This window comes from Patescibacteria group bacterium, from assembly GCA_018897195.1.
Taxonomy (GTDB): domain Bacteria; phylum Patescibacteriota; class Patescibacteriia; order Patescibacteriales; family UBA12075; genus JAHILH01.
In genome coordinates this window covers 377,520-403,700 of the sequence record JAHILH010000001.1, presented here as the reverse complement: position 1 = coordinate 403,700, position 26,181 = coordinate 377,520, and the positions used below count along the sequence as shown (strand labels likewise).

At 35.0% G+C, this 26,181-nt stretch carries 26 protein-coding genes and 1 tRNA gene; 25 read left to right on the top strand and 2 right to left on the bottom strand.

Annotation, left to right across the window (positions count from 1 at the left end; genetic code table 11):
* The 19 genes from gatA (at window position 1) to KKD45_01855 (ending at window position 17,520) form a co-directional block, all read left to right on the top strand.
* Window positions 1-1,443: an Asp-tRNA(Asn)/Glu-tRNA(Gln) amidotransferase subunit GatA gene (gene gatA / locus KKD45_01945; GenBank protein ID MBU4309265.1), complete on the top strand. Its 1,443-nt coding sequence runs from the start codon at window positions 1-3 to the stop codon at window positions 1,441-1,443.
* A 13-nt stretch (window positions 1,444-1,456) separates the two neighbouring features.
* Window positions 1,457-2,206 carry a DsbA family protein gene (locus KKD45_01940; GenBank protein ID MBU4309264.1) on the top strand — a complete coding sequence of 250 codons (750 nt, stop codon included), beginning with the start codon at window positions 1,457-1,459 and terminating at the stop codon, window positions 2,204-2,206.
* Window positions 2,207-2,210: 4 nt separating this feature from the next.
* Window positions 2,211-2,297 (top strand) — tRNA-Ser (locus KKD45_01935).
* A gap of 36 nt (window positions 2,298-2,333) precedes the next feature.
* Window positions 2,334-3,143, top strand: coding sequence for a GtrA family protein (locus KKD45_01930; GenBank protein ID MBU4309263.1), 810 nt, complete (start codon window positions 2,334-2,336; stop codon window positions 3,141-3,143).
* A 34-nt stretch (window positions 3,144-3,177) separates the two neighbouring features.
* Entirely contained in the window at window positions 3,178-4,089 is a 912-nt protein-coding gene (locus KKD45_01925) for a hypothetical protein (GenBank protein MBU4309262.1), read from the top strand.
* A gap of 28 nt (window positions 4,090-4,117) precedes the next feature.
* Complete coding sequence (locus tag KKD45_01920; protein MBU4309261.1) at window positions 4,118-5,068, top strand: NAD-dependent epimerase/dehydratase family protein; 951 nt, start codon at window positions 4,118-4,120, stop codon at window positions 5,066-5,068.
* Window positions 5,069-5,191: 123 nt separating this feature from the next.
* On the top strand, window positions 5,192-5,440 hold the full coding sequence (locus KKD45_01915; protein ID MBU4309260.1) for a helix-turn-helix domain-containing protein: 249 nt from the start codon (window positions 5,192-5,194) through the stop codon (window positions 5,438-5,440).
* A 176-nt stretch (window positions 5,441-5,616) separates the two neighbouring features.
* Window positions 5,617-6,042 carry an acyltransferase gene (locus KKD45_01910; GenBank protein MBU4309259.1) on the top strand — a complete coding sequence of 142 codons (426 nt, stop codon included), beginning with the start codon at window positions 5,617-5,619 and terminating at the stop codon, window positions 6,040-6,042.
* A 2-nt stretch (window positions 6,043-6,044) separates the two neighbouring features.
* Window positions 6,045-7,301, top strand: coding sequence for a flippase (locus tag KKD45_01905; GenBank protein ID MBU4309258.1), 1,257 nt, complete (start codon window positions 6,045-6,047; stop codon window positions 7,299-7,301).
* 1 nt (window position 7,302) lies between these two features.
* Complete coding sequence (locus KKD45_01900; protein ID MBU4309257.1) at window positions 7,303-7,956, top strand: hypothetical protein; 654 nt, start codon at window positions 7,303-7,305, stop codon at window positions 7,954-7,956.
* 4 nt (window positions 7,957-7,960) lie between these two features.
* The gene (locus KKD45_01895; GenBank protein ID MBU4309256.1) at window positions 7,961-9,718 is read left to right on the top strand and encodes a glycosyltransferase; all 1,758 of its coding nucleotides are present in this window, start codon (window positions 7,961-7,963) and stop codon (window positions 9,716-9,718) included.
* Between the two features lies 1 nt (window position 9,719).
* Window positions 9,720-10,808 carry a glycosyltransferase gene (locus KKD45_01890; protein MBU4309255.1) on the top strand — a complete coding sequence of 363 codons (1,089 nt, stop codon included), beginning with the start codon at window positions 9,720-9,722 and terminating at the stop codon, window positions 10,806-10,808.
* The gene (locus KKD45_01885) at window positions 10,729-11,757 is read left to right on the top strand and encodes a hypothetical protein (GenBank protein MBU4309254.1); all 1,029 of its coding nucleotides are present in this window, start codon (window positions 10,729-10,731) and stop codon (window positions 11,755-11,757) included. Before KKD45_01890 ends, KKD45_01885 begins: the two co-directional genes overlap by 80 nt.
* On the top strand, window positions 11,750-13,363 hold the full coding sequence (locus tag KKD45_01880) for a class I SAM-dependent methyltransferase (protein ID MBU4309253.1): 1,614 nt from the start codon (window positions 11,750-11,752) through the stop codon (window positions 13,361-13,363). The genes KKD45_01885 and KKD45_01880 overlap by 8 nt, the downstream gene beginning before the upstream one ends.
* Window positions 13,360-14,403, top strand: a complete 1,044-nt coding sequence (locus KKD45_01875; GenBank protein ID MBU4309252.1) for a glycosyltransferase — start codon at window positions 13,360-13,362, stop codon at window positions 14,401-14,403. Before KKD45_01880 ends, KKD45_01875 begins: the two co-directional genes overlap by 4 nt.
* Complete coding sequence (locus tag KKD45_01870) at window positions 14,400-15,032, top strand: PIG-L family deacetylase (protein MBU4309251.1); 633 nt, start codon at window positions 14,400-14,402, stop codon at window positions 15,030-15,032. Before KKD45_01875 ends, KKD45_01870 begins: the two co-directional genes overlap by 4 nt.
* Before the next feature lies 1 nt (window position 15,033).
* The gene (locus KKD45_01865; GenBank protein MBU4309250.1) at window positions 15,034-15,711 is read left to right on the top strand and encodes a WbqC family protein; all 678 of its coding nucleotides are present in this window, start codon (window positions 15,034-15,036) and stop codon (window positions 15,709-15,711) included.
* A 10-nt stretch (window positions 15,712-15,721) separates the two neighbouring features.
* Window positions 15,722-16,432 (top strand): FkbM family methyltransferase, encoded by a 711-nt coding sequence (locus KKD45_01860; GenBank protein MBU4309249.1) that lies wholly within the window; start codon window positions 15,722-15,724, stop codon window positions 16,430-16,432.
* Window positions 16,426-17,520, top strand: coding sequence for a glycosyltransferase family 4 protein (locus KKD45_01855; GenBank protein ID MBU4309248.1), 1,095 nt, complete (start codon window positions 16,426-16,428; stop codon window positions 17,518-17,520). The genes KKD45_01860 and KKD45_01855 overlap by 7 nt, the downstream gene beginning before the upstream one ends.
* 7 nt (window positions 17,521-17,527) lie before the next feature.
* Here the strand turns inward: KKD45_01855 and KKD45_01850 are convergent, their stop codons facing one another.
* Window positions 17,528-18,541, bottom strand: a complete 1,014-nt coding sequence (locus KKD45_01850) for a glycosyltransferase (protein ID MBU4309247.1) — start codon at window positions 18,539-18,541, stop codon at window positions 17,528-17,530.
* A 177-nt stretch (window positions 18,542-18,718) separates the two neighbouring features.
* On the opposite strand from KKD45_01850, the gene KKD45_01845 reads away from it, so the two are divergent.
* A complete protein-coding gene (locus KKD45_01845) occupies window positions 18,719-20,932 on the top strand; it encodes an O-antigen ligase family protein (protein ID MBU4309246.1) in 2,214 nt (737 codons plus the stop codon).
* Window positions 20,933-21,006: 74 nt separating this feature from the next.
* On the opposite strand, the gene KKD45_01840 is transcribed toward KKD45_01845, so the two are convergent.
* On the bottom strand, window positions 21,007-22,332 hold the full coding sequence (locus KKD45_01840; GenBank protein MBU4309245.1) for a sugar transferase: 1,326 nt from the start codon (window positions 22,330-22,332) through the stop codon (window positions 21,007-21,009).
* Between the two features lie 227 nt (window positions 22,333-22,559).
* Here KKD45_01840 and corA point away from each other — a divergent pair, with 227 nt between their 5' ends.
* Genes corA through KKD45_01815 form a run of 5 tightly spaced genes read left to right on the top strand, consistent with a single transcriptional unit; the run spans window position 22,560 to window position 26,173 of the window.
* On the top strand, window positions 22,560-23,669 hold the full coding sequence (gene corA, locus KKD45_01835) for a magnesium/cobalt transporter CorA (GenBank protein MBU4309244.1): 1,110 nt from the start codon (window positions 22,560-22,562) through the stop codon (window positions 23,667-23,669).
* A gap of 23 nt (window positions 23,670-23,692) precedes the next feature.
* The gene (locus KKD45_01830) at window positions 23,693-24,208 is read left to right on the top strand and encodes a CvpA family protein (GenBank protein MBU4309243.1); all 516 of its coding nucleotides are present in this window, start codon (window positions 23,693-23,695) and stop codon (window positions 24,206-24,208) included.
* 11 nt (window positions 24,209-24,219) lie between these two features.
* Window positions 24,220-25,263 (top strand): PilT/PilU family type 4a pilus ATPase, encoded by a 1,044-nt coding sequence (locus KKD45_01825; protein ID MBU4309242.1) that lies wholly within the window; start codon window positions 24,220-24,222, stop codon window positions 25,261-25,263.
* A 5-nt stretch (window positions 25,264-25,268) separates the two neighbouring features.
* Window positions 25,269-25,739, top strand: coding sequence for a hypothetical protein (locus tag KKD45_01820; protein ID MBU4309241.1), 471 nt, complete (start codon window positions 25,269-25,271; stop codon window positions 25,737-25,739).
* Between the two features lie 2 nt (window positions 25,740-25,741).
* Complete coding sequence (locus tag KKD45_01815) at window positions 25,742-26,173, top strand: septum formation initiator family protein (protein MBU4309240.1); 432 nt, start codon at window positions 25,742-25,744, stop codon at window positions 26,171-26,173.
* Window positions 26,174-26,181: the final 8 nt, after the last annotated feature.

Below are 26,181 nucleotides of genomic sequence, written 5' to 3'. Positions count from 1 at the left end.
ATGAAATTAAATAAATTAACAATTAAACAGGCACAGGAGAAAATGGAGCAAGGGGAAATTAGCTCGGTTGATATTACTCGGGATTGTTTGGAGCGGATGCGTGAATTGAACGATAAGTTGAATGCGGTTTTAACTTTTTGTGAAGAAGAGGCAATGAAGGAAGCGGAGCTCGCTGATGAGCGTCGGGCTAAAGGCGAAACCGGGCCTTTATTAGGAATACCATACATTGCTAAAGATAATATTTTAACTAAGGGTGTGCGCACCACGGCAGCATCGAAGATCTTGGACAATTATATTGCACCTTACGATGCGACAATTATCAAAAAATTGAGAAAAGCGGGTGCGGTCCTTTTGGGTAAGGCGAATATGGATGAATTTGCGCATGGTGCGAGTGGTGAAAATAGTGCTTATGGCGCAACACACAATCCTTGGGATTTAACGCGTGTAGCCGGTGGTTCATCAAGTGGACCAGCCGCTGTTGTGGCCTCCGATATGTGTTTATTTGCGATGGGTACTGATACAGGTGGATCAGTACGCTGTCCAGCTAGTTTTTGTAATCTCACTGGATTGAAACCAACCTATGGACGCAGTTCTCGTTTTGGTTTAGTGTCGATGACGAGTTCCACTGATGTGCCCGGACCAATTACTAAAGATGTTGCGGATGCGGAAATTGTTCTAAGTGTTATGGAGGGCATTGATGAGCATGATGCTACAACCGTGGATGCGCCGGCAACAAAAATGAGTCAGTCAAATATTAAGCGTAAGAAGATTGGTGTGCCTGAAGAATTTTTTAAAGGCACAGATGAAAAGATTTTGAAAATAGTTAATGACGCGATTGCGAAGTTTAAAGAGCAAGGCGCTGAGATTGTGCCGATTACTTTACCGCACGCAAAATATGGCATCCCGGTTTATTATATTATTACTCCAAGTGAGGTTAGCTCAAACTTAGCGCGCTTTGACGGTATTCGTTACGGTTTTAGTGATGTTGAGGCGAAGAATTTATTAGAAGTTTATAAGCAAAGTCGCGGTAAGGGCTTTGGTCCGGAGGCGAAGCGTCGTATCATGCTCGGCACCTTTGTTTTATCGGCTGGTTATTTTGACGCCTATTATTTAAAGGCGCAGAAGGTGCGAACCAAGATTAAAGATGAGCTTGACCGAGAATTGGAAAAAGTGGATATTATTATTACGCCAACCCAGCCAGATATTGCTTTTAAGATTGGTGATCAATCTGATGATCCTTTGAAGATGTATTTGGAAGATATTTTCTTGTCACCAGCATCTTTGGCTGGTTTACCAGCGATATCAATTCCGGGTGGCTTTGTTGATGAAATGCCCGTGGGGATCCAGTTGATTGGTAAAAGATTTGACGAGACAACCTTGTTTGCTTTTGGTAAAAAATATCAAGAGGTAACAGATTGGCATCAGAAAAAGGCATTAATATAATAAATATTATTTTATGAAAAAACTTAATATCATAAATATATTAGCGATAGCTTGTATTATATTGGTTATAATCGTTGGTGGTCTTTATTTCTTTAATTCAAGGAATTCAAAAAAGCCGGCCGACGTACATATTGTTAATGATGAGGCGCAAAAAAATAAAGACTCAAATAAGGATGCCATCGATAAGGCTAATAAGATGAGCGTGAAAACAGTAAGACCGATTGATGAAAATGATCATCGCAAGGGCGAGTTGGAAGCACCGGTTCAAGTGATTGTTTATAGTGACTTTGAATGTCCTTTTTGTTTGAAGTTTGTAAATAGCCTGAAACAGGTTGAGGAGACTTTTGGTAATAAAGTTGTTATTGCTTTTCGTCATTATCCTTTGCTTTCACATACCGACGCGATTCCAGCAGCAGTAGCAGCTGAATGCGCCGGCGAGCAGGGGAAGTTTTGGGAGATGCATGATCAGTTATTCCAAGATTCTCAGGACAATGCCTTGAGTATTACTAATTACAAACAGAATGCCAAAGAATTGGGCCTGGATCAGGTTAAGTTTAATGAATGCCTAGATACGGAAAAATATAAAAAAGCAATTACATTATCACAGCTTGAGGCAAAAGAATTTGGCGTTAATGGTACCCCGGCTAGTTTTATTAATGGAGAGCCGGTTCCAGGAGCTATTCCTTTTGAGGATTTTACGGATAGTTCTGGAGAGAGTCGCAAGGGATTAAGAAGTCTAATTGAAGAGAAATTGAAGAAATAAAAACGGAAGGGTCGCATAGTGGCCGAGTGCGCTCGCTTGGAAAGCGGGTAAGGTGTCAAAGCCTTCAAGGGTTCAAATCCCTTTCCTTCCGCTATTAAGCAGGTGAACTTATTAAATTAATTATTATATGGATTACCTGTTAAATTTATTACATAAGAATAAGATTTATATTAAGTTTGCTATATCAGGCACGACAGCAACCTTAGCCGAACTGTGGTTATTGTATTTATTGCATGGGGTTTGGAGAATGGGGTTGATACTGTCGTCGACAATAGCATTTGCAGTGGCCTTTTCAATTAGTTTTTCTTTGCAAAAATTTTGGACATTTAGAAATGCGAACATTGAAAAAATTCCCAGACAGTTGTCGATATATTTATTTGTTGGAACAACTAATCTGGTCTTGAATGCGGTAATTGTTCATGAAGCGGTGCGCAAATTCCATATTTATTATTTATTGGCGCAGTTGGTAAGTACAATCTTATTATCGATTTGGAGTTTTTTAATGAATAAATTTGTTATTTTTGAGAAAGAGCATCGAGAAAAAAAATTAAAAAAGAAATTTGGTGAAAGAGATAAACAACGTTTTTTTATTCTAGTCAACGAGGAGGATGTGGTTGATTATAAACCGGCCGAAGACTGTGAGTATCGCGGCATTGTTTTTGGAAAGAAAGATTATAAAATGGAGATACCTAATTTTCGTTTAGTTGTCAGAACTAAAAATAGATTTTTAAATTTTATCAAAATATTTTATCAGACTAGGAAATGGATTCATTGGTCTGACAAGGTAAAATGTTATTGCTTAGGTGAAATTGCTTTGCCAGGGTACGCGGTCGCTAAGTTGGCTGGCAAAAAATTTATTTTGCAAATAAAAGATGAAAATAGACCAAAAGGGTGGTACCGAAAGATTATTAAAGATATGGAAGAAGTGATTTCGTAATAAAAAAAATTATTAATATTTATTATAAAAATTTATGACTAAACAATTAATCGGTTTTATCGGTCAAGGCTGGATTGGTAAAAATTATGCTAATGATTTTGAGGCCAGGGGTTATGAGGTTGTGCGCTATGGTTTAGAAGATCAATATAAGGGCAATCGTGAACTGATTGCAGATTGTGATATCGTTTTCATCGCCGTGCCGACCCCGACAACACCTGAGGGTTTTGATTATTCGATTGTGAGAGATGCGCTAACAGAGGTTGGTTGTGGTAAAACGGCGGTAATTAAATCAACCATCCTGCCAGGAACAACGGAAAATTTGCAAGATACTTTTCCAGATATCTTTGTTTTGCATTCTCCGGAGTTTTTGACAGAAAAAAATGCGGCTTATGATGCTGCTCATCCAACTCGCAATATTATTGGCATGCCGGTTGATAATGATGAATATCGTATGAAAGCCGAAGAAGTTTTGTCGATTTTGCCAGAGGCGCCGCTGAAGTTGATATGCAAGGCCCGTGAAGCAGAAGTAGTTAAATACGGTGCTAACGTTTTTCTTTATATCAAGATTATTTACGCCAATATTTTATATGACTTAACAAAGTCTCTGGAATGTGATTGGGAGCCGGTGCAACAGGCAATCACAGCTGATCCAAGAATCGGTAAAGCGCACATGAGCCCCGTACATGAAACTTTAGGCATATTGGGACGTGGTGCAGGCGGACATTGTTTCCTGAAAGATTATACCGCCTTTAGGCAAATGTATGCTGATTTGGCAAAGGAAGATGTTTTGGGATTGAATATTTTGGAAGCAATCGAATCCAAGAATCTGAGCCTTTTGCTTGGTAGCGGTAAGGACATTGAAGTGGTTAAGGGGGTTTATGGTGACTTCTTGCATAATTATCATAAAGAAGATGATGATTGCGGTTGTGGGCACGATCATTGCTAAAACGATAATAAATCATTAATTATTGTATATGAAGAAAAGAATTAAGTCAGTAGTAACTGGCGGCGCCGGTTTTATTGGTTCGACTTTGGTCGATAGACTAATCGAGCTTGGTCATGAAGTGATTGTGATTGACAATCTGTATTCCGGTATGCGCAGTTATGTTAATGAGACGGCTAAGTTTTATGAAGTTAATATCTGTGATGAGGTAAAAATTAAAGATATTTTTGATAAAGAATCTGAAGATGGGGGGATTGATTTTGTTTTTCATTTAGCGGCGCAGATTGATGTGCGTCTATCAGTGAAAGATCCGGTTTTTGATAATAAAGTTAATGTTTTGGGGTCGTTAAATATCTTAGATAATGCTTATAGTCATGGCGTAAAGAAAGTAATGTTCTCTTCAACTGGTGGCGCTCTTTATGGCGGTGCTGAGGAGATCCCAACTTTGGAAACTTATCCAACTTATCCGTTTTCGCCTTATGGTATTCATAAATTAACTTTTGAAAAATATTTAAGCTATTATTATAAGATTTACGGACAAAATTATACTTCTTTGCGATTTTCCAATGTCTATGGCCCACGTCAATATAAAGGTGGGGAGGCGGGCGTAGTATCCATCTTTATTGATAATGCGGTTAATAGTAAGACAAGTTTTATTAACGGCGACGGTTTACAAACTCGGGATTATGTTTATGTTGATGATGTGGTTAATGCCTTTGTGACAGCAGCGGAATCTGATTATGTAGGTGAGATAAATTTTTCAACGGGCATTGAGAATAATTTATTGGATATTATTGCAGCTATTGAAAAAGCCTTAGGACAAGATGTGTCCAAGGAATTCAAAGTGGCTATGCCAGGAGAAGAGCGACGCAGCTGCCTGGATTACAGCAAGGCGAACAAGATTTTGAATTGGCAGCCAATGATTTATCTTGAAGAGGGAATTGGACGAACGATTGAATGGACTAAGAGTTTGAAGAAATAAACTATAGTAATATATATTTAAAAAGAGGGATGTTAATCCTTCTTTTTTAATTATTAAATTCTTGCTTGTTTGATGTTTTGACACCTATTGACACCCAATGACACTTTGGTATAATAATTGTATATGACAGAAGAAATTAAGCCTAACGGCGTTTATACAACAGAGGAAGTGGAAAAATTGCTCAAAGTGAGCAATAGCACTGTTAAAAGATTATTGAAAAACGGTATTTTAAAGGCAAATAAGGTGGGTAAGCAGTATCGCATTTTAGGTTTGGAAATACTGAAATTAATATCACCAAAAGTAGAAGAAAAGGCGATTGAAGTATACCTTGATGTGAAGAAAAAGGCCATCGATGTTATTAAGGATTGGTAGATTTTAATAAACGCTATAAGGTTCATATAGCATAATATTTCAATTATATGCGATTAAGGGATTATATAATCGGACAAATTTATATATTTATTAGTCTTCCAAAAATAGTGTATTTACGCTTATTGGGTGTTCATGTTCCTTTCCTTGGCGGTGTTCGTATTTTTGGACTACCAAAAATTAATCGTGGTAACTTGATAACAATCGGTAAAAATTCAACAATTGGTCGCCTGACGCGCTTGCAAGGAAAAATTACGATTGGGAAAAATGTCTTCGTGAATGAATTTTGCAGCTTGAATGCCGGTCTTGAAGATGAAATTATTATCGGAGAATATACGAGCCTTGCCCCAGATTGTTATTTGATAACCGGTGATCATGATATTGATAAAAATGTATTAATCAATATAAAGGGGGATGAGGGCGGTCGCAGGGGTAGCATTGTTATTGGTAAAAATTGCTGGATCGGTGCAAAATCAGTTATTCTAAAAAATGTTAATATCGGTGATGGCGTGGTGATTGGTGCTGGCAGTGTTGTGACACGTGATATTCCGCCGTTTGCTGTTGCGGTTGGCAATCCAGCCAGAGTTATTAAGTATCGTAAATAATTATGAGCACTTTAAGGCAATTATTATTTTCCAATCAGGGCAATCGTCAGATTTTTTTAAAGAATTCTTTTTGGCGTTTCGCCGGGGTGCTGCCAAGTAAATTATTGCGCTTTTTTATCATCTTGTTAGCAGCAAAACAGCTTGGGCCAGAATCATTCGGTGTTTATAATTATGCCGTAGCCTTGGTTAGTATGGCCTTTATTGTTTCTGATTGGGGTATTAATATCCTCTTAATTAGAGATTATCAACATTTTGAGGATAAAAATAAGATTGTTACCACCTCATTTGTTGCCAAGATCTCTATTTTATTTATTTCTACAATTGTCGCTCTTGGCATCCTGTTTGTCAGCGGCTCCTCACTAAGCTTGTTTGGTATAGGCGCGATAATTGCGTTAACTTTTTTTGTAGGCCATGTAAAAGAATTATTCTCAGCTATTTTTTTAGCGATGCAAAAGGCTGAATTTGAGGCTAGGGTTTATTTTATCGAAACGATATTATCAATTCCTTTTTTCTATTTTCTTTTTTTTAAAAGCCCCTCTGCGTTTAATTTAGCATTTTTTTATTTATTAGTTTCGACTGCAACGATGGTAGCAAGCTGGTATTTTGCGAGTAAGTGGATAAAGTTCTCGTTTAAAAGTTTTGATAAGACATTGCTAATTGAGTTATTAAAAAATGGCTTTGTATTATCCTTGTTTGGCATCCTCGGGTATATCTTCTTTTCAACGGATCAGTTATTTTTAAAATATTTTCATGGCTATGAGGAGGTTGGTTATTATGCGTTGGCAACAAAGATAGTTTTAACATTACAAATTTTCCCGAGCCTTATTAATTCGGTAGTATTACCGATGCTTTCGCAGCGAATAAACGATAAGCCTAGATTAAAATTTTTGGTGGCACGTGGCTTAGTGGCTTATGCTATTGCTGGCGCTTTGATTTCTTTGGCAATAATTATTCTGATAAAATATTTTATATTTTTTTTCGGAGCGCAATACGCACCATCCGCTTCAATTATCAAATTGCTTTCTCCGATTTTGATATTCATGTTTATGGTTTCATTATTAGACCATGTTCTGATTTCGTTTAACCGCCAGAAGCAGGATTTTTATCTAACTCTTTTAGCGGCAATTGCGAATTTAATTCTGTGCATACTTTTAATCCCTTCTTTTGGTATGTATGGCGCGGTTGGTGCTAGCTTGATTAGTCAAGCATTTAATTTCGTCCTTACGGGCGGATATGTGTTTAAACTTTTAAGACAATAATATGGCTATATTAAAATACACCATAGGCTACATAGACTTAAGAAGCGAGTTGACTGAATTGTTTAAGCGGATTAAGTGTAGAACTGAAATTAGGTATGCTGAAAAAAACAATGTCAGTGTCCAAATTTATTATGGCAATGCCGAAGTGGGAGTTATTGATGAATGTCGTGTCATGCTCAAACAATTACTAAAAAATGAGTATGTACCTTATTCCAAGGGCTATGATCTTTTATTGGCGGATCCAGAAAATTATTTATTAGTGGCTTATCGAAATAATCAAGCTGTATCTTTTGTTTTAATCTTGCCAAAAACTGCAAATTCTTTTTTTGGCAAAGAAAAAACAGCGTTTCTTGGATTGTCGGCAACGGTTCATTCTGAAAAAAAATATTGTCCCAATTATTTACTGATTTGGCAGGCTATTGAGTTTTTAAAAAGCCAAGATTTTATTTTCTTTAATCTAGGATTACTTATTTATTTGAATGCAAGGGATTCAGCACTCGCCAATGTCGCCTTCTTTAAGCAGAAATGGGCTATTAGCCAGACAGAAATTACTGAAAATTGCAGTATGACTAAATATGTCTATTACAGATATTTGAAGCGTTTCAAATTTATTCGCGTAGCACTTTATTTAATTAAAAAAATTATTAATAAATAAAAATATGCAAGAGTATTGGAGTAAAATAGCAAACACCTACGGCTTAGCCAATTACCTTGAGGAAATTATCAGAAATGATGTTGCCTCATTTATTCTTGGCCAATCAAAGCAATCCGGGTCGCGAGTTGTTGAGCTTGGATGTGGTAATGGTCGCATATTAAAAAAAATTTCCGACAAGAATTCTCAGATAGAATTAACTGGCGTCGACACCTCTGAGGAAATGCTTCAAGCGGCACGATTAGAGATTTCCGCATCAAAGCTATCTCTGGAATGTGGTGATGTTTTGGGTTATTTAAAAAAAAATAACTTTCCCAAGTTTGATTTTTTGGTGGTATGCAATACACTTCACAATCTAACCGGAAAAAAAGAGATTGAATCAGTGCTACGTAGCTCTAATAATGTTTTGAAAGATGATGGTTATTTTGTTTTTGATGTGCGAAATTCGTTCAATCCTTTTATCTCAAGAGGTTATAGGAGGAGTAGGGCGCAGGGATATAGTTTTTTTACCTTCTCCTATCTCAAGGCAATCAAAATTTTGAAGCAGCGTGGTTTTGAAATTGTAAAAGTGAGACCTGTTCAATATCAAGATATTAAACAAGCTAATAAGAGTCAGGCGTCTTTTTTTAAAAAAATACTTTATAGTCTATATTTAAAGATTTCTTCTGTATCGTTTTTTTCGCCATACATTTTGATATATGCCAAAAAGACTCGGCAAGATTTTATCTTTATGATTTGGGGCTATCATCAACAGATGCGCACATTGTCCGCTAATGAAAATTATCACTTGCAGGCCTTGAAGGCGGCAAAATTATTGGGATATCAGGTGGGAATATTATCGATTGATGCAAGGGCGGACATTGGAAACGATTTTCACAAAGTTGGTATAGTTAATAATGATATTAAGATGACGGCTTATGCGAATGTGTGGCAATTTTTAAAATATTTATATAAAAATAGGCTATCAGTTATTTATGTTAATACTTTTACCTGGCAGTCATTCTTAGTCCCTTTTATTTGCCGAAAAGCGGTATTCATGGGTCATGACTCGGTTCAGAGAAAAACATTATTAAAGCAGCGAATTGAGAATTTTGTTTTTAAATTTTTTAAAAAAATTCGTGTTATCTCTGATGAGGAAAAAGATTTTTTAGTTAAACAAGGTGTTAACGAGAAGAAGATTGTTGTACTGCCGTTGGCGATTGATGTGCAACATTTTTCCAGAGAGAATATTGATGGCACGAGAGCGGGTTTAATTTTTCTTGGAAATGTGACCCCTGATAAAAATATCAACACCATACTTCGAGCGCTGGCAATTGTTAAAGCAACATTACTCGACATTCGCTTGGATGTGGTGGGTGAGGTGCGTGACCCCGAATTTGATAAACTTATAAAAGAACATGACCTTGCCAATGTTGTAAAAATTCACGGCTTTGTTGCGCATGACCACTTATTGCCATATTTGCAAAAAACAAAAATATATTTAAATTCATCTATCTCCGAGGGGCAGTGTTTGGCGGCTTATGAGGCAGCTCTTTCTGGTAACGCACTTTGTCTGCCTGCAACATTGTCATTTTCCGGCGTATTTAAGGACAAGGCTTTGTTTCATTCTGTATATGACCATGAAAAATTGGCAAAAAATATTTTGTATTATCTTAAAAACGAACAAATAATGCATGAACATAATATGAAATGCAGAGAATTTATTAGTAAAATATATACTCCTGAGTTGATTATGAATAAAACTCAAGAATTATTTAAATTATAATATGTCAAAAATTGCAATATTTGCCCCAGAGATGCATAAGCCATTTATTGAGGGTATTCAGAAAAGCGCTTGGGCTGTAAGCACGGAATTGTCCAAAATTGTTCCCGAGGTGTTAGTCGTTAGTCAGTGTTCATATGGCGAGCCGCTTGAGCCAATCGCTGGCCTTAATATTTTTTATTATTTAAATTCGGGAAAAATAAGATTGATAAAATATTTAACTTGGATTGGTGATGGTTTTCGTGTCCTTAAATTCTTTAAAAAAAATGAAATTGATTTGGTTTTGGTATTTTCGCTAGATTGGTCTTTTTTATTCTCGCTTTGTTGGTTGGTGTTTTTTAATAAGAATATTCGCGTAAGGGTTATGATTTTTTCCACCAGGGAGACGAGTGGAATCGGTGGTTTTTGGATTCGTCTATTTCATGGAAGATTAGATCATATTTTTACCAGAACCTTGTATCTGAAGAATCAATTAATTAAAATGGGAGTTGAGGCAAGTAAAATAACAGTTGCCACTGTTTTACCTAATAAAAAAATATTTTTAGAAAATTTATCCACGGCAAAAGATTTGCCGGTTATTAAAACTATTGCCTACCTTAGTAATCCAGATACTTCAGCTGGAGTTAATATTGTAATTGAATTAGCCCAACGTCTTTCCGACTTAAAAATAATTATCGCGTTGCGGAAATTTTCCGAGCGTGAAGAGGGAGCTGTTCAAAATTTAATAAGCTCTGTGAAAAAAATAGGTATTGAAAATATTGAGTTTAGAAGAAATATCGATAATATGGTAAAATTTTATCAAGAGGTTGATGCTGTTATTATGCCGGCACTGGATGAAAATAATACCATGTCAGCCCCGCTGGTTTTGCTGGAAGCCTTTGTATCAAATACGCCGGTGTTTTTGACTGATTTACCAGTATTTAAAGAATTTGAAAAGCAGGTGTTTTTATATAAAGATGTGCAAGAGTTGCAAGCTCTAATCGAAGTAAATAGCCAGGGAAGTGAATTATTGAATGAAAAAATATCTGAAGCCAAGAAGTACGGAGATAACCTTTTGGATGAAGAAGGTGTGGCAAGTTTGTATATTAATTAATATCAAGTATATGGAAAAATTAATTTTAAATTTTTGGGGCATTAATGTGTGCATTAATTCAAATAATGATGCATTTTTAGATTTTACAAAAAGGTATTTCAAGGGTTTCGAGCTAGTTACTTTGGTAAGTGAGCCGGTAATTGATTTAGTTTTTAATTTTGAAAAAGGCTTTAGATTTAAGGTGGACAGAAAATCAGAATCACTTGATGAATTTTTGGGCGAGAAGGCGGGGATGCAAAAAGGTTCTTATGTTTTTCAGTATCAAGAAGTTGATGCAACGATTAAGTTTGAAGACAGTCTTTGGTCTAGTGAAGTGCGTTTTAAAAAGAATTTATTTAAACATTTTGCGAATTTGCTATTTTTCCGCGGTCTTGATACGCAAAAACATTATTATAGATTTGTAGTCAGGTTAATTATTCAAAACTTAATTTTCATGAAAATAAAACAAGGCCAAAATAAAGAAGTGTTGTCCGGGGCTGCAATTTCTGTTAATAACGAGGCATATGTGTTTTTAGGATTACCAGGGGCTGGCAAAAGCACTCTGATTAAGCAGTTAATGAAAGATAATCCAGGGGCAAAAATACTTACGGAAAACTACGTTGTTATTTCCGGTGACAGAGTTTATTTTTATACGGAAGGCGCGGGCGATAATTGTTTGGATAGTTACTTAATAAAAAAATTATATATTATAAGTCGCGGGGCTGAGGCTGTGATTGAAAAGATTTCCCCCGAGAATGCCTTTTCTCAAATTATTGCCGTGAATAATTATACAGCTGAACTACCAATGCATGGACCATTTGCGGGCTATATATTATATAATCCCACTTTTATGTTTATGTTAGGAAATGAAACTTTGCAAAAATTATTAGAAATTATTCCTGCGTATCGTGCAAGGATTGACAAGGATGCTAATAAATTTATGAAATTATTTTTCAAAAAAGATGAATAAATTTGATTCAACAATCGAAAAAATAATAAACCTGGCCAATGAATTAAAATTGGTTGCGGTTTATTCGGTTGGTGTTAATGACGGGAATGAATTGTCTGACATTGATATACTGATAGTTGCTTCGGAAAAAACCAATATCAACTTGAATGCGCGGTTTTCTTATTTAAGTCCACTAGTTGATGTTCGTCGAATTGTGACCAGGGAGGAGTTTGGCCATCAGTCTCAATATTATTCATATTCGCAAATGGAATTAATATTTGGCGAACAGTTAATGGTAAAAACCACCGAACCGGCAAGCCTAAAGAAGGCTAACTTAGTCAAAATGGCTAGCATGTTTTTTGTGAGTTTTTTGCGCAATTATTATCGGTTAAAACGCGCCCGTGAAAAAAATATTGCAACTATCCTGAAGAATTTAAATGATTTTCGATATGTGGAGTTTTTTGGGTATGCAAACTTTGAAGAAGTAATTCTTTTGAACAAAGACATTGTCGATGCGCGTAATTGTTATCCAGATATTACACTTGCAGAGGTTGAGCTTCTTTTGCGACGGTCGATAGATGTTTCTTGGTCATTAATGGATCGACTTAATAAGGAGCTGAAAAATGAGTTTGAAGTTAATAATCCTCGGTATGTTCATTTTGGGAAAGAACCGACAATTTTTTTACCAGCCGAAACGGCCAATTGTCGTAGGTTAACCGAAGAGGCAGGCACCATGATTAGTGCCGCTAAGATTTTATATATGCCCCTAGGATTTCAGTTTATTTTCTCTGATGATAAATATGTAAAAAAATATCGTCTATTAAATTTTTCTCAAAATAAATTTGGCGTTGGACTGGCAATAAAAACAATATTAAAACAGGTGATTACTTTATTACTATATTGGAAATTTATTTTGTCTGATATTTATGAGGTCTTTTCCAGTAATGAGGCTTATAGTGTAAAAAGATCATTGATGGTTTATGACGGTAAGCATTATTTAATGCCAGCTGAACAAGAATGTTTTACACAAATTCATTTATCTCCTGATGCAAAAATTCTTGATATAGGGTGTGGTGCCGGAAGAACAACTATTTTTTTAGCGAAAGATGGTTATAAAAATATTTTGGGCATTGACGTTGTTGACGGTTTAATAAATCGCGCTAAAAATTTTGACAAGGGAAAATATGTTGATTATTTTAAAGTTTTGAATGTATTAGATTTGGATACTGATGAAAATATTCAGGATAGGTCACTAGACTGTGCCTTTTTTTCCTATAATGGACTAGACTATTTATATCCGTTATCTGAAAGAAGACGAGCGCTTGATCAGATATATAAAAAATTAAAGCCAGGCGGATATTTTATTTTTTCTTCCCACAACAGTCTTTGTGTTAACCGCCGGTATTTACTCATTTCGTGGAAAAACATAATTGGCTTATTAAAATCAAATTCTTATAGATTGGTTGATCAAAGTTTTGGAAAATTATTAACATATTTTGCATCACCAAAGATGATAGATGGGGAATTGCGTCAAATTGGTTTTGAAAAAATAGCAATTATTCCAAACGTAAAAAATATTTTTCCATTTCGCGATCCCTTTCCTTATTATATATATCAAAAAAAATGACAAATACTAAAAAAATTAAATACATGATTAATTCTTTCTTTTTTCAAAAGCAGCTCTTTGAGCGCTACCTTGATAAGGAATTTGACTTTGATTTTACGCCTCGTGTAACCAATGTCCGTCTACCCGCTTTTTTATACGTTCCCTTGAATATGGCGACTATTTGGTTTTATTATTTTTTTGGAAAAATGAAAAATTATGGTATTATACATCTAAATAGGGCTGAAGCCTTCTTGTTATTTAAAAAAATTCCTGGGCAAATTTCCATATTTGAAATCCATGGTTTTGACATCGGGGTTTGTGGCGAACTTTATCTGAAAGATTTACATAGTCCGACCAAGCAACGCCTTGGTTTATTTTTGGATAAATTAATTGAAAATAAGATTAAGAAAAATATTCAATTAGCCGATATTTTTTATTGTTCGACTCCGGACTTAGTGGAACCGATTACAAAGTGGTGTGGTAGAAAGCCAACTTGGTTACCAAATCCGATTGATACTTCTTTGTTTGTGCCAGAGGGTGGAGTAATTAAATTGGAAGGTGAGCCGGCATGCTTCTTGGCTGCACGTTTGCATGGTGACAAAAAACCAGAAGTAGCAATTGATATTTTTGAAAATACAATAAAAAAACATTTCTCCAAGGCTACGCTTCACTTGATCGCATCAGGAGAGTTAACAGATTTATACAAACGGAAGCTGAATGATTCTAAGACTTATTTTTGGCATGGCTATATGAGCAAGGAGGAACTCGCTGCTAAATTGCGAGGTGCGGATTTAGTTTTTGGTGATTTTAGCATTGGCGCCCTGAGCCTTTTGCCAATGCAAGTTATGGCATTAAGGAGACCGCTTGTCAGTTTTGATAATTATGAAACGCTCAAAACTAGTGTGGCGGAGATGCCAGGTTTAGCGATAAAATTGCTAACTGATGATAAATTTAAAAATGATATAGTGGAAAAAAATTATCAGTATATCTTAAATAATCATGACAGCGAGTCAGTTGCCAAGATTCATTATAATAATTTATTAAATTTTAAAAAAATATGAAAATTACAGATGATAATAAAATAATGGATAGAATTTTAGCAATTGGTCCGCATCCGGACGATATTGAGCTTGGATGCTTTGGGACGCTTGCAAAGTATCATGCGAATGGTAGTAAAATCGGTTTTGTGGTTTTAAGTTTTGGTGGTGCAAAAAGTAAGGAGAATAAGAGAAAAAAAGAGGCAATTGCGTCAGCTAAGTTATTGTCAGCCAAAACATATTTTGGCGAATTGCCAGATACCAAAATATCAGATGGCGTTACAACTATCAGTATTATCGAAAAGGCGATTAATGATTTTAAACCTACATTAGTTATCGTGAATTCCACCAATGACACGCACCAGGATCATCGTAATGCGTCTAGGGCGGCAATATCGGCAGCGCGCTTTGTTCCGGCCGTTCTTTTTTACCAAACGCCATCGTCAACGCGTGATTTTAATCCAAAATTTTTTGTTGATATTAGTAATCACATAGATATTAAAATGCAAGCCGTGCAACTGCATGTGTCACAGGGCGAGAATGTTTATATGGCCGACCGTGCTATCAAGGGCTTGGCTGAATTTTTGGGATTTCAGATTTACCAAGGCGGAAAACACTACGAGGGTTTTGAAATTCATCAACTTATTGTTTAATATGATTTGCACAATCCATCAACCAAATTTTTTACCATACTTGGGCTTTTTTAATAAATTCAAACAGGCCGATGTTTTTGTGTTATACGATACGGCTCAATACAGCAAGAATGATTATCACAACCGAAATCAAATTAAAGTCGGTGATCAGGGTGCCTGGATAACCATTCCCGTTTCGATTCACCTGGGTGATTTAATTCTCGAGGCAAAAATCGCCAATCGTGATTTTGTAAAAAAACACCTTGGCTTAATCCAGCAAACATATCGCAAGGCACCTTTTTTCAAGGAAATCTACGCTGATTTGGAAAAAATTTATTTGGATGAAAATTTGGCAAAATTGACGGATATAAATACCGCGTTATTGAAAATGATTTTTAAAAAGTTTGATCCTGCAAAAAAAATCATATCAAGTAGTGAGCTTTCTATTGATAGAGCCAAAAAAAGTACTGATGGAATAATTGAAATTTGTCGCTCAGTTGGTTGCGACACTTATATTAGTGGTGGCGGTGCTCGCAGTTATTTAGATGAGGCACGCTGTGAAAAAGAGGGTTTAAAAATTATTTGGCAAAAATTTAATCATCCAGTCTATACGCAATTTGGTAAAGAGTTTGTGCCTAACCTTTCTATAATTGACGGTCTATTTCATTTGGGATATGAGAATTTATATAAATTAATTTAAAAAAAATATTATGAAAAATTATTTAGTTTCATTAATGAAAAAGATTATTATTGGTTTATTTAATTCTCTTAAAAAGAGGGGTAAGATTTCATCTATTTTAACTGGGGAATTGCGGGGTCATAAATGGGATTATTTTTCGTCAGCTCCTTCCTTTTATTTCGGCAGCTTTGAAAAGAAAAAGGTAAAACTTTTTATTTCAAGCGTTGTGGATGCCAAAGTTGTTTTTGATATCGGATCTAATGTTGGATATTATTCTCTTTTGGCGAATAAATATATGAAGGAGGGCAAGGTTTTTGCATTTGAGCCGTCACGTCGAAATGTCGAATTTTTAAAAAAACATATGTCACTGAATAACGCCGACAAGGTGGAAGTTGTAGATAGCGCCATAAGTGATGTTAGTGGAGAGGTTTTTCTTCAAGAGAATGAACTAGGCGTACTTGATACTATCAGTAGCAAGGAGGGGACTTATAATGTTAGCGCTATTAGTATCGATGATTTTTGTGAAAGTAAAAATCTTTATCCCGATGTTATTAAATTGGATGTTGAGGGTGCGGAAATGTTGGCTTTTAATGGTGCCAAAAAAACCTTAGCGTCAAAACGTCCGGTTGTGTTCTTGTCAACGCACAGTGATGAGTTAGAGGTACAATGCAAGGCGTTTCTTGAAGGCCTTGGCTATTCCTTGACGTTGATTGAACCAACGGAATATTTAGCAAAATGTTAATTCAGCTTTCTCTCCAAAAAAAAGGAGCTGGTGTAATCGATTCTTTTGAGTTGTCGTCAGCCCTGGTTGACTTGGAAATTAAACATAGTGTTTTTTTAAGTCGAGAGAATGAGTTGGCTGACAAATGGAACAAGGAAGAGTCTATTTATCGGTCAATTGTCTGGTGTGATACTTATAAATCAACCGTTGGCGATTTTGTGAAGTGGACTTTTTTGGCTTCACGTTGGTTTTTTGTTATTAGGCAGATAAACTATTTGAAGGCTAAAAATATAGTAGCGACTCATTTTCATCCCTGGTTGTTTTTTGTCGTATTAGCAAAAAGAATAATTGGGTTTAATTTTATTTATGTGGTACATGAAAATCCTTTTTTACCGAAAGAGAGAGATAATTACATTATGGTGTTCTTACAAAAATTTATTCTTAAACATGCAGACAAGATTATAGTTCACAGTGAGTTTATGAAAAAAAATCTTCAGGAATTTTTTCCAGAAGATAGAGTTAAACATTTACCACTAGGGTCTTATCAATTTTACAATCGTCGAACACCGATTAAATATCCGCCCGCTGGCGTTACTTTTTTATTTCTAGGAAGAATCGAGAAATACAAGGGACTTGAAGTTTTACTTGAAGCCTTTACGGGGGTAAAGAAACAATTTAGCGATGCGAAGCTTATTGTTGCCGGACAAGGGAATATCAACACGGAACAAATTAAGGCCATGAATACCTTGGGGGTTGAGATTTATAACCAATGGTTGACAGACGAGCAAATTATGAATTTTTTGAACAAGGCAGATGTTATGGTGTTACCATACACAAAAGCTAGCCAGTCTGGCGTCGTAAGTATGTCCCTCGGATTTGGTTTACCAATAATTGTTTCCAGCCTTACTGGTTTAGCAGAACAGGTAATAGAGGGTGATAATGGTTTATTGGCTAAACCAGGAGATGGGGACAGTCTTTTAGAGAAGATGGTTTATTTATGTGCCAATCCTTCTAGAATTGAGGAGATGGGCAAACGCGCTAAATTTTATGGCGACAATGTTTTTACTTGGAAAAAGGTGGCAGAGGGTTTGGTTGAATTTATGTCCTAAGATTGACTTATATTAATTTTAAAAAAGTTTCTTCATCATCAAGGTTATAAAGTTGATTGTCGGATAATATTTCTTTATTGCCACCAACATTGCTGGCAAGAATTTTTGTTTCAGCAATAAGTGCTCCAAGTAAAACCATCGGCATTCCTTCGTATTTAGATGGCAAGACAAACAAATCAAAAGCTTTTAGATAATCCATAGCGTTTTTAAATTCTCCAGGTAGAAAAAAAATATCAGATAACTCAAATTTATTTATTAACTTTTCATATTTTTCTCTTTCTGGCCCCTCGCCAAAAATTATGCAAACCGCGTTTGGCTTTAATTTTAATATTTTGGGAAAAATGTTAATTAAAAATTCGTAATTTTTTGGATAGGCCAGTCTGCCAATTGAGCCGATAATAAATTTGTTATCAAGATTTGTAATTTTGTATTCCGTGGCCATACTTCTTCGCGCTTCTTCGCGCGGAAGTAATTTTAATTCGTTTTCATCAATCCAGTTGTAGATTACTGTTCCATTTTTTACTAATTTGATTTTTTTGGCCGTCTCTAGATTGTAATTACAAACAAATATATTCTCATCGATAAAAAGTAGAAATAATTTAAAATAAACCCAAAAAATAATCCTTTTTAAGGTATTGGTTTCATAGTTTGGATCGAGAACGGAAAGACCGTGAAAAGTAAAAATAGTTTTTGGTGATTTTTTGTTGCTAATTTTAACGCCTATGGCTCCAGGCAGTGTATTGGAGCTGTGGAAATGAACTAGGTCAAAATTATTATTGCTTAGATATTTTTTTATTTCCCAAACAAAAAATAATACAAAGAGGGGATTATAACTCCTTTTTAAATAAGCGAAATTTTTATACGCAATATTTGATTTTTGGAGCTCATTTCTTAGGGACTCACCGTCGCCCCAGCCGACAACTACGTCGTGTCCTTCTTTTTTTTGTTGACGCGCTAAATTAAGCACCACTTGCTGTGCTCCGCCAATTTCTCCCTTTGTTATAATGTATAATATCTTCATATTTAAAGTATAACATAATTAAAATAAAAAAAATATTGTTTGACATTAGCTTTTTTTTTGCTATAATTTAACTATAAACTTATAAAAGAGCGAGAGTTAAATCGCTTTTTGTCTATTATTATTCATTTTATTTTAAAATAAAAATTTGTTGTTTGTTTTAGAGTAGTAGTTAAAAGTATGAGTCAAAAGATGTATTTAAAGATTTTACAGATTGGCGTTTACGTGTCGTTGTTTTTCGTTTTTTTCGTTTTTAAGAATCTTTTATTCCCTTATATTACTTCCAAGCAAATTCCTTTTAATATTTTAATGGAAGTTTTATTTATTATTTTGGTAGCCTTTGTTGTGAAATATCCGCAGTATCGCCCCAAGAAGTCATATATCACTTTCGGCATGATGGCCTTTTTCTCTATAATGATAATCTCATCTTTTACCGGAGTTGATTATAATTTAAGCATGTTCGGCGATGTTGAGAGAATGTTGGGTGCTTTTCATATTTTACATTTTTTCATTCTTTATTTAGTTATTATTACAGCCTTTAAGTCGTGGACTGATTGGAAGTGGTTATATGTAACATCTTTGGTGATTGCTGTCTTGGTCAGTCTTAACGGACTTGGGGAGGGCGCGCAGGCTTATAGCTATATCGGTAACACTGCTTATGTTAGTGGCTATTTAATTTTTAATATTTATTTCACTATTCTTTTATTTATAAAAGAAAAAAAAGACAACAGTTTACGCTGGTTGTATTTGTTGCCGAATTTGATTTTTTATTTTGAATTTGTGAAATTGCAAACCACTGGCGCGCTTGTTGGTTTGGGTGTTAGTTTTATGTTGATGGCATTTCTTTATGGCGTCATGTATAAAAATAAAAAAATACGTATTGCTACTTTTTCAATTCTGGTTTTTCTTATTGCTTTAACAGCTTTTGTCTTTTTGAACAGGAATAGTGATTTTGTTAAAAACACGCCACCATTTAGTAATATCAGTGCAATTAGTACTCAAAAGGCGACTTTTCAAACTCGCCTTATTTCATGGAGGGGCGGAATCAAGGATTTAAGAAACCATCCGTTCTTGGGCGTTGGTCATGGTAATTATGCTTATATTTTTGATAAATATTTTGATCCGGCCTTTTATGATATTACAAGAGGTGATACTTATTTTGATCGAGCCCATAATAATATAATCGATATTGTGTCCACTACTGGCTTCTTAGGTCTTTTGACGTATTTATCTATTTTTGTAGCCCTTGCTTATTATTTAATAAGAGGGTATCGAAAAGATTATATTGATTTGCATGAGTTTATTATTTTAACCTCTCTTTTTGTTGGTTACTTTATTCAAAATCTAGCCGTATTTGATTCTTTTCCAACTTATCAAATGTTAATGATTTCTTTGGGCTATGTTTATTGGTTAAATAAAAAAGGTGAAGATGTGGAAAATGGTGTAAGTGATATTGATGGTGGAGACACAACTTTTGACAATAAGGAGATTTATGCCTTGTTGATTTCTGGGATTATTATGTTGACAATTGCTTATCAATATAATGTTAAACCCTGGAAGATGTTGGTTGGTACTATTGATGGCCAGAAGGTGGCTAAAAACCCCGAGTTATTAATTGCGGCATACAAGAAGGCCTTGAGCTATGACACTGTTCTTGATCGTGATAGTCGAACAAGTTTGATTCGAATGTTTTCAGACCCTAATAGTTTAACTGGCTTGACTGTTGAAAAAAAGAAAGAGTATATGGATTATATAATTAGTTTGGCTGAGAAGAATGTTGCTTACAATACCCATGATAGTTTGAATCAAATGGCCTTGGCGCAGGTTTTAAATACTGCCGCCAGTATTTATCAGATTGGATCAGAGAGTTTTATGTTTTATTCTAGTCGAGCCTTGGAAGCAATTAATAAATCAATTGAGGCAACACCAGGACGAGTGCCGGTTTATTATCAGAAGGCGCAGGTTTATATGACACAAGGAGAAACAGATAAGGCTCTCGAAACTTTGCGCTATGCCTATGATTTACATCCCTCTTATTATGACTCATCTTGTTATCTTGGTAAAACTTTAATTTATTTAAAAAAGGAAACAGAGGGTTATAGATACTTGGATGAATGTGTGCAATCTGCCGGTGGCGCCGATTTATTGTCACCAGTTGGATATGTAAGAAGTTTAGTTAAGCGATATGTTGATAAAAATGACTGGGAAAGTGTTGAAAAATTAGCTAAAAGAATTGTCACACTTGAGCCAACGTCGGCGAATTGGATAAATCTAGCCAAGCTTTATGCGCAGAGGGGCGAAAAAGACAAGGCTATCGAGGCCGTTGGTGCGGCGGTTAAACTTGACCCAGGGATCGAACAGTACGCAAAAGAATTTTTGGACAATTTGAAATAATAACAAAAATAATCTTGTATATAAAAATACCCAGCACGTAAAAATGCTGGGTATTTAAAATGTGGGGCTTGGGTTTACATTCCACCCTTGCTAAAAACAGTTGCGATTGTTTTGAGAATAATAGACAGGTCAAGATAGATTGACCTGTTTTTTATATAATAGAGGTCGTATTGTAATTTTTTTAAAGTGTCTTCCTTGGAAGGTGAATGATATTCTCCAGATATTTGGTCAGAGCCGGTTAGTCCCGGTTTGACCAACATTCTTTCTTCGTAAAAGGGAATTTCTTTTTTTAGTTCTGCGATATATTCGGGTCTTTCTGGGCGTGGCCCTACCAAACTCATGTCACCTAAGAGAATGTTGATAAGTTGCGGTAATTCATCAAGTCTGGTTTTGCGCAAGAAATTTCCAAATCTGGTAATACGTTTGTCATTACCAATAGTTGGGGAGTAGTTGTTGTTATTAACTGTCATAGTGCGAAACTTGATAACCGAAAAGTTTTTGTTATTTTTACCGGTTCTTTCTTGGACGAAAAAAACGGGGCCAAGGCTTCCTTTTTTAATTATTAAAGCAATAATAAACCAAAAGGGAAAAGAGACGGCGATAATTGTGGAGGAGAACATGATATCATAAATTCTTTTTACCGTATCAAACCATTTCTTACTACCTTCGCTTAAATTTTCTAAAAACCACATTTGGCTAATGGCCTCAATCGGAATTTTGCCAGTTATGTGTTCGTAAAATTTTGGCAGATTAATGATATTAATTTTTAAGGTCAATGAGGAGAATAGTTGGTGTCTTAAGTTTGGTGAGCTGTCTATATTGGAGGCTAGAATAACAGTGGAGATGTGGCTTTCTTGAATGATTTTTTTGATATCTATGTTGTCAATTTCTTCTTTCTTGATTACAAAAGAAACGGCAAAGCCTAACTGCGGTCTTTCTTTGATAATTTTTATTAATTCCTTAACTTGCTCGTTGTATCCCAAAAAACCGATATTATTTTTAGGTAAATAAGAACTGAGTAATAAATTATATAGACGACGCCATAGAATAAAGATAATCGAAAAGATAATAGTAAAAATGGCTAAATTAGTTTTTGGAGAAATTGAAACATTGGCATTGAGGTAGAAATACAGGATGGACATGAGAGCGGAAATACCAACGGCGCGTAGGGCGCGCAGAGTAAAATTTTGGGTGTTAATCGTGATGTTTAAATTGTACAGATTGGAAATATAAAAAATAATAATCCATAAAATAAAGATGGTGCTAAAAAACCAAACATGACCATCCCATTCATTTGAAATATTCTCTTGGTATCTTATTAACAAGGTTGAATACAGCGAAAAATATAAGACAAATATATCCCCAAATAATAATATTGTTTTTTTGATTTTATGCGGCATTTGCTTAAAAGTTTTATAATCTTAATTTTATTATTTAAAAATTTACATTTTTTTGTATAGTCGAGGGTTGATGTCCCTTGACTGTAAAATAGCATTGATTTTATAATATTTCAAGTTTTTGTATTTTTGTGTTATAATTTTATTGTTAAGAAGTTTCTTTATTTTTATTTTAATAATTATATTTTGCATAATGATTTATGAAGTAAATAACTCATTAACGCCATAATATGAATTCAAAAAAAAATTCTAACAACTCAATTAAGTCTAAGACTTTTAGAAAACGAGTGAGCCGGGCGACTAAGGCTGCAGGCTCTTCGCCTGATACTATTAGTTATATAGGTGAGGAAAGATCTGAGGCTATACGCATGAAAATTATGAATTACGACAAGGTCGGTTTTTCGGAACACGCTCTTGGCAGGGTTCGTGATATTGCAAAATACTCCAAAAAAAGTAATACTAATTGGATTAATGTCAGTGGTATTCATGATGTTGAGATTTTGAAAGAAATCGGACAGATGTTTGAAATTCACCCTTTGACACTGGAGGATATTGCTAATTCAACACAGCGACCAAAAATTGAAGATCATAAAAAATATTTATTTATTGTCCTAAAGGTTGCCTATATTGATGAAGCTAGTGGCAATGTAAATATTGAACAAGTTAGCATTGTGGCAAATAAAAAAAATATTATTACTTTTCAAGAAGGTGATGATGATATTTTTGAAACTTTGTATGCGCGAATCAGGAAAAAGGGTGAAGCAATTCGTAATCTTAAGACTGATTTTTTAATTTATGCGATTATTGATTCCGTTATTGATCATTATTTTGTCGTCTTGGAAAAATACGAGGATAATATTGAACGAATTGAAGATTTGTTAATAAAAGAAGCTAAACAGTCAACTTTAAATGAGATTTATAGCACTAAGCGGGAATTGGCAGTTTTGCGAAAATCAATCTGGCCATCACGGGATGTTATTAATAATTTGTTAAGAGAGAATTATCAATTAATAACTCCATCAGTTGAGATGTATTTTAAGGACGTCTACGATCACGTCATTCAGATTATAGAAACAGTAGAGGCGATGCGAGATATTTCAACCGGTATGTTGGATTTATATTTGTCCAGTGTTAGCAACAAGATGAACGAGATAATGAAAATATTAACAATGTTTTCAGCAGTTTTTATACCGCTCACTTTCATTGTGGGTGTTTACGGCATGAATTTTAAACACATGCCAGAGCTGGAAACACAGTGGGGATATTTTATTGTTTGGGGTATTATTATAACAGTGGCTTCAAGTCTGTTTATTTTCTTTAAAAGAAAGAGGTGGATGTGATATTTATTATTTAATAATTTTTTATGCCAATTATTGATATCGTTTTTATAGTAATTTTGTCAGGCTTTGTTTTTTATGGCCTCTTTTTTGGCTTGATTCGCGCTATTGGCGTCTTGTTAGGGATTTTTATTGGCGCCTGGGTGGCGAGTCATTTTTATCTTTTGCTATTTTCTTATATTGAAAAAATGTTGCACGGCTGGACCAATGTTGGTAAGGTGGGTGCATTTTTATTTATTTTTTCACTGGTGCAAAAATTAGTGATGATTTCGGTGTCGTTATTAGATAAGATATTCGGTTTTATTTCGATAATCCCTTTTTTAAAAACAATTAATAAATTGGCCGGAGCGGCCTTGGGTCTCTTGGAAGGTTCATTGGCGATTGGTTTGATAATTTTTGTGACCGCGCGTTATTCTATTGTTGATCACTGGGTTGGTCATTGGTTGTTGGCTTCAAAATTGGCCCCATATTTTTTGAAAATCGCTAAAATTGTTTTACCGTTTTTGCCGGAATTTTTAAAACAAATTAAATCAATAATTTAAATTTTAATTGAATGGATTTACCGTATTACTTTAAACTAGCTATAGATAGAAAAGCCTCTGACCTGCACCTTGTTGAAGGTAGCGTGCCGTCTTTGCGTATTTTTGGTGAATTAACCAGACTGGAAGAGCCGGAGATACCCTTTGGCGAGCTTAAATATGCCGTCTTTAATAGTTTGGACAAGACAACTCTAGAAAGATTTAAGAGAAAAAAGGATTTAGATTTATCTTTGGAATTTTTTGGTTGCCGTTTTAGAATTAATTTGCACTATCAAGAGGGAAAAATCGGTTTGTCTGCTCGCTTGGTGCCGAATGTTATTCCGACTGCCAAAGAAATCGGTCTTAATGAAACTATTTACTCATTTACGCATTTTCGTGATGGTTTGATTTTGGTAACTGGTCCGACGGGTATGGGTAAATCAACAACTTTAGCGGTTATGATTGATTTGATTAACGCTGAAAGACGTTCTCATATTCTAACCATCGAAGATCCGATTGAATTTAATTTTCATGACAAGCAAAGCATAGTTGAACAAAGACAGATTGGCCGTGATACGGAAAGTTTTGCCTCGGCGCTCAAGTATGCCTTGCGTCAAGATCCGAATGTAATCATGGTGGGGGAATTGCGCGACCTCGAAACAATTTCAGCGGCACTGACGGCAGCTAAAACTGGACATCTTGTTTTGGCAACCTTGCACACTTCGACAGCAGCAGAAACCATCGAAAGAATTATTGATTTTTTTCCAGTTGATAATCAGAATCAGATTGCTCATCAATTGGCGTCAGTTTTGCGAGCGGTTATTGCCCAACAGCTTTTGCCAGGGAAGAACGGTGGCATGGCCGCAGCTAGAGAGATAATGACAAACAATGCGGCAATTTCCAATATTATTAGAACCGGAAAATACGAACAACTTTTCAACGCCATTCAAAATGGTTCGCAAGAAGGCATGATTACCATGAATAAAGCTATTGATAATTTATATCACGCCGGTCAGATTACCGAGGAGACGGCCAGAAATAGAAAAAGAGATTTAGAAACTCAAATCGTTTATTACTAAAAAATATGAAAAAAATAATTTTAAACAAAGCTAATATTTTATTACTCTTATTAGTGGTCACCTTAGTTTTACTCATGGTTGCCATTTTGAGATTAAAAGTAACCTCAGTCAAGGAGGGTAGTTCTCAGAATAATGCTGTGGAAAAAATAACAATTAACAAGGAGGAGTATAAAAAAAATATCTTTAATGTTTTGGATGAATATGAACAGGTGATTACGGCAGCCGATATTTATGATACCTCCGCGAGACCAAGTTTTGGCAGTGATGATCTTATTTTTCAACAAATAGATGATTTAAAAAATAAGATTGTCGGCCTTAAGGCGCCATCAATGGAATATAAAGATTTGCACATGAATTTAGTGCTGTCCTTATTGTCGATAAAAGATTATTTGGAAGCGCCGGCGAGTCAGAAGAATGTAGTCTGCATTGATTATGTTAAAAAGGTTAAAAAAAGCCGGGAATTATTATTGGACTAGATATGAGAAAGCGAAGCGGAAAATATAATTTTGGCAAAATATTTTTTCATCCTATTTTCATAGGTATGATTGGTTTTTTTATTTTGGTCTATATTACGATTCCAATTGTTCGCAATGCTCAAAAGCAAAAAAGAATAAATAATGAGATAAAGGATTTGGAAAAAGAGGTTGCCAGACTTGATGGTAATAATACTGATTTAAAAAAAATGATCAATTATTTAAACTCTGATCAATTTGTCTTGGAACAAGCACGTTTGAATTTAAATTACAGAAAAGACAACGAAGGGGTGGTGGTTATTAAGAATGCGTTAGATAAAAAAGATGATAGCGGAGATAGCAGGGGGGTTTTTAATATTAATGAAGAGAAAAAAGAGAAAAATATTTTCAAGGACTCGAATATTTATAGATGGTGGCAGTTTTTTGCTAAAAGTTAATAATAAAT

Coding starts and splice junctions, on each gene's coding strand:
- KKD45_01845 (MBU4309246.1), top strand. CDS start 18,719: ATGAGTCAAAAGATGTATTTAAAGATTTTACAGATTGGCGTTTACGTG.
- KKD45_01920 (MBU4309261.1), top strand. CDS start 4,118: ATGAAGAAAAGAATTAAGTCAGTAGTAACTGGCGGCGCCGGTTTTATT.
- corA (MBU4309244.1), top strand. CDS start 22,560: ATGAATTCAAAAAAAAATTCTAACAACTCAATTAAGTCTAAGACTTTT.
- KKD45_01815 (MBU4309240.1), top strand. CDS start 25,742: ATGAGAAAGCGAAGCGGAAAATATAATTTTGGCAAAATATTTTTTCAT.
- KKD45_01905 (MBU4309258.1), top strand. CDS start 6,045: ATGAGCACTTTAAGGCAATTATTATTTTCCAATCAGGGCAATCGTCAG.
- KKD45_01825 (MBU4309242.1), top strand. CDS start 24,220: ATGGATTTACCGTATTACTTTAAACTAGCTATAGATAGAAAAGCCTCT.
- KKD45_01860 (MBU4309249.1), top strand. CDS start 15,722: ATGAAAAATTATTTAGTTTCATTAATGAAAAAGATTATTATTGGTTTA.
- KKD45_01855 (MBU4309248.1), top strand. CDS start 16,426: ATGTTAATTCAGCTTTCTCTCCAAAAAAAAGGAGCTGGTGTAATCGAT.
- KKD45_01915 (MBU4309260.1), top strand. CDS start 5,192: ATGACAGAAGAAATTAAGCCTAACGGCGTTTATACAACAGAGGAAGTG.
- KKD45_01885 (MBU4309254.1), top strand. CDS start 10,729: ATGAAAAAATATCTGAAGCCAAGAAGTACGGAGATAACCTTTTGGATG.
- KKD45_01865 (MBU4309250.1), top strand. CDS start 15,034: ATGATTTGCACAATCCATCAACCAAATTTTTTACCATACTTGGGCTTT.
- KKD45_01850 (MBU4309247.1), bottom strand. CDS start 18,541: ATGAAGATATTATACATTATAACAAAGGGAGAAATTGGCGGAGCACAG.
- KKD45_01880 (MBU4309253.1), top strand. CDS start 11,750: ATGAATAAATTTGATTCAACAATCGAAAAAATAATAAACCTGGCCAAT.
- KKD45_01895 (MBU4309256.1), top strand. CDS start 7,961: ATGCAAGAGTATTGGAGTAAAATAGCAAACACCTACGGCTTAGCCAAT.
- KKD45_01925 (MBU4309262.1), top strand. CDS start 3,178: ATGACTAAACAATTAATCGGTTTTATCGGTCAAGGCTGGATTGGTAAA.
- KKD45_01830 (MBU4309243.1), top strand. CDS start 23,693: ATGCCAATTATTGATATCGTTTTTATAGTAATTTTGTCAGGCTTTGTT.
- KKD45_01890 (MBU4309255.1), top strand. CDS start 9,720: ATGTCAAAAATTGCAATATTTGCCCCAGAGATGCATAAGCCATTTATT.
- KKD45_01900 (MBU4309257.1), top strand. CDS start 7,303: ATGGCTATATTAAAATACACCATAGGCTACATAGACTTAAGAAGCGAG.
- gatA (MBU4309265.1), top strand. CDS start 1: ATGAAATTAAATAAATTAACAATTAAACAGGCACAGGAGAAAATGGAG.
- KKD45_01875 (MBU4309252.1), top strand. CDS start 13,360: ATGACAAATACTAAAAAAATTAAATACATGATTAATTCTTTCTTTTTT.
- KKD45_01940 (MBU4309264.1), top strand. CDS start 1,457: ATGAAAAAACTTAATATCATAAATATATTAGCGATAGCTTGTATTATA.
- KKD45_01820 (MBU4309241.1), top strand. CDS start 25,269: ATGAAAAAAATAATTTTAAACAAAGCTAATATTTTATTACTCTTATTA.
- KKD45_01930 (MBU4309263.1), top strand. CDS start 2,334: ATGGATTACCTGTTAAATTTATTACATAAGAATAAGATTTATATTAAG.
- KKD45_01840 (MBU4309245.1), bottom strand. CDS start 22,332: ATGCCGCATAAAATCAAAAAAACAATATTATTATTTGGGGATATATTT.
- KKD45_01870 (MBU4309251.1), top strand. CDS start 14,400: ATGAAAATTACAGATGATAATAAAATAATGGATAGAATTTTAGCAATT.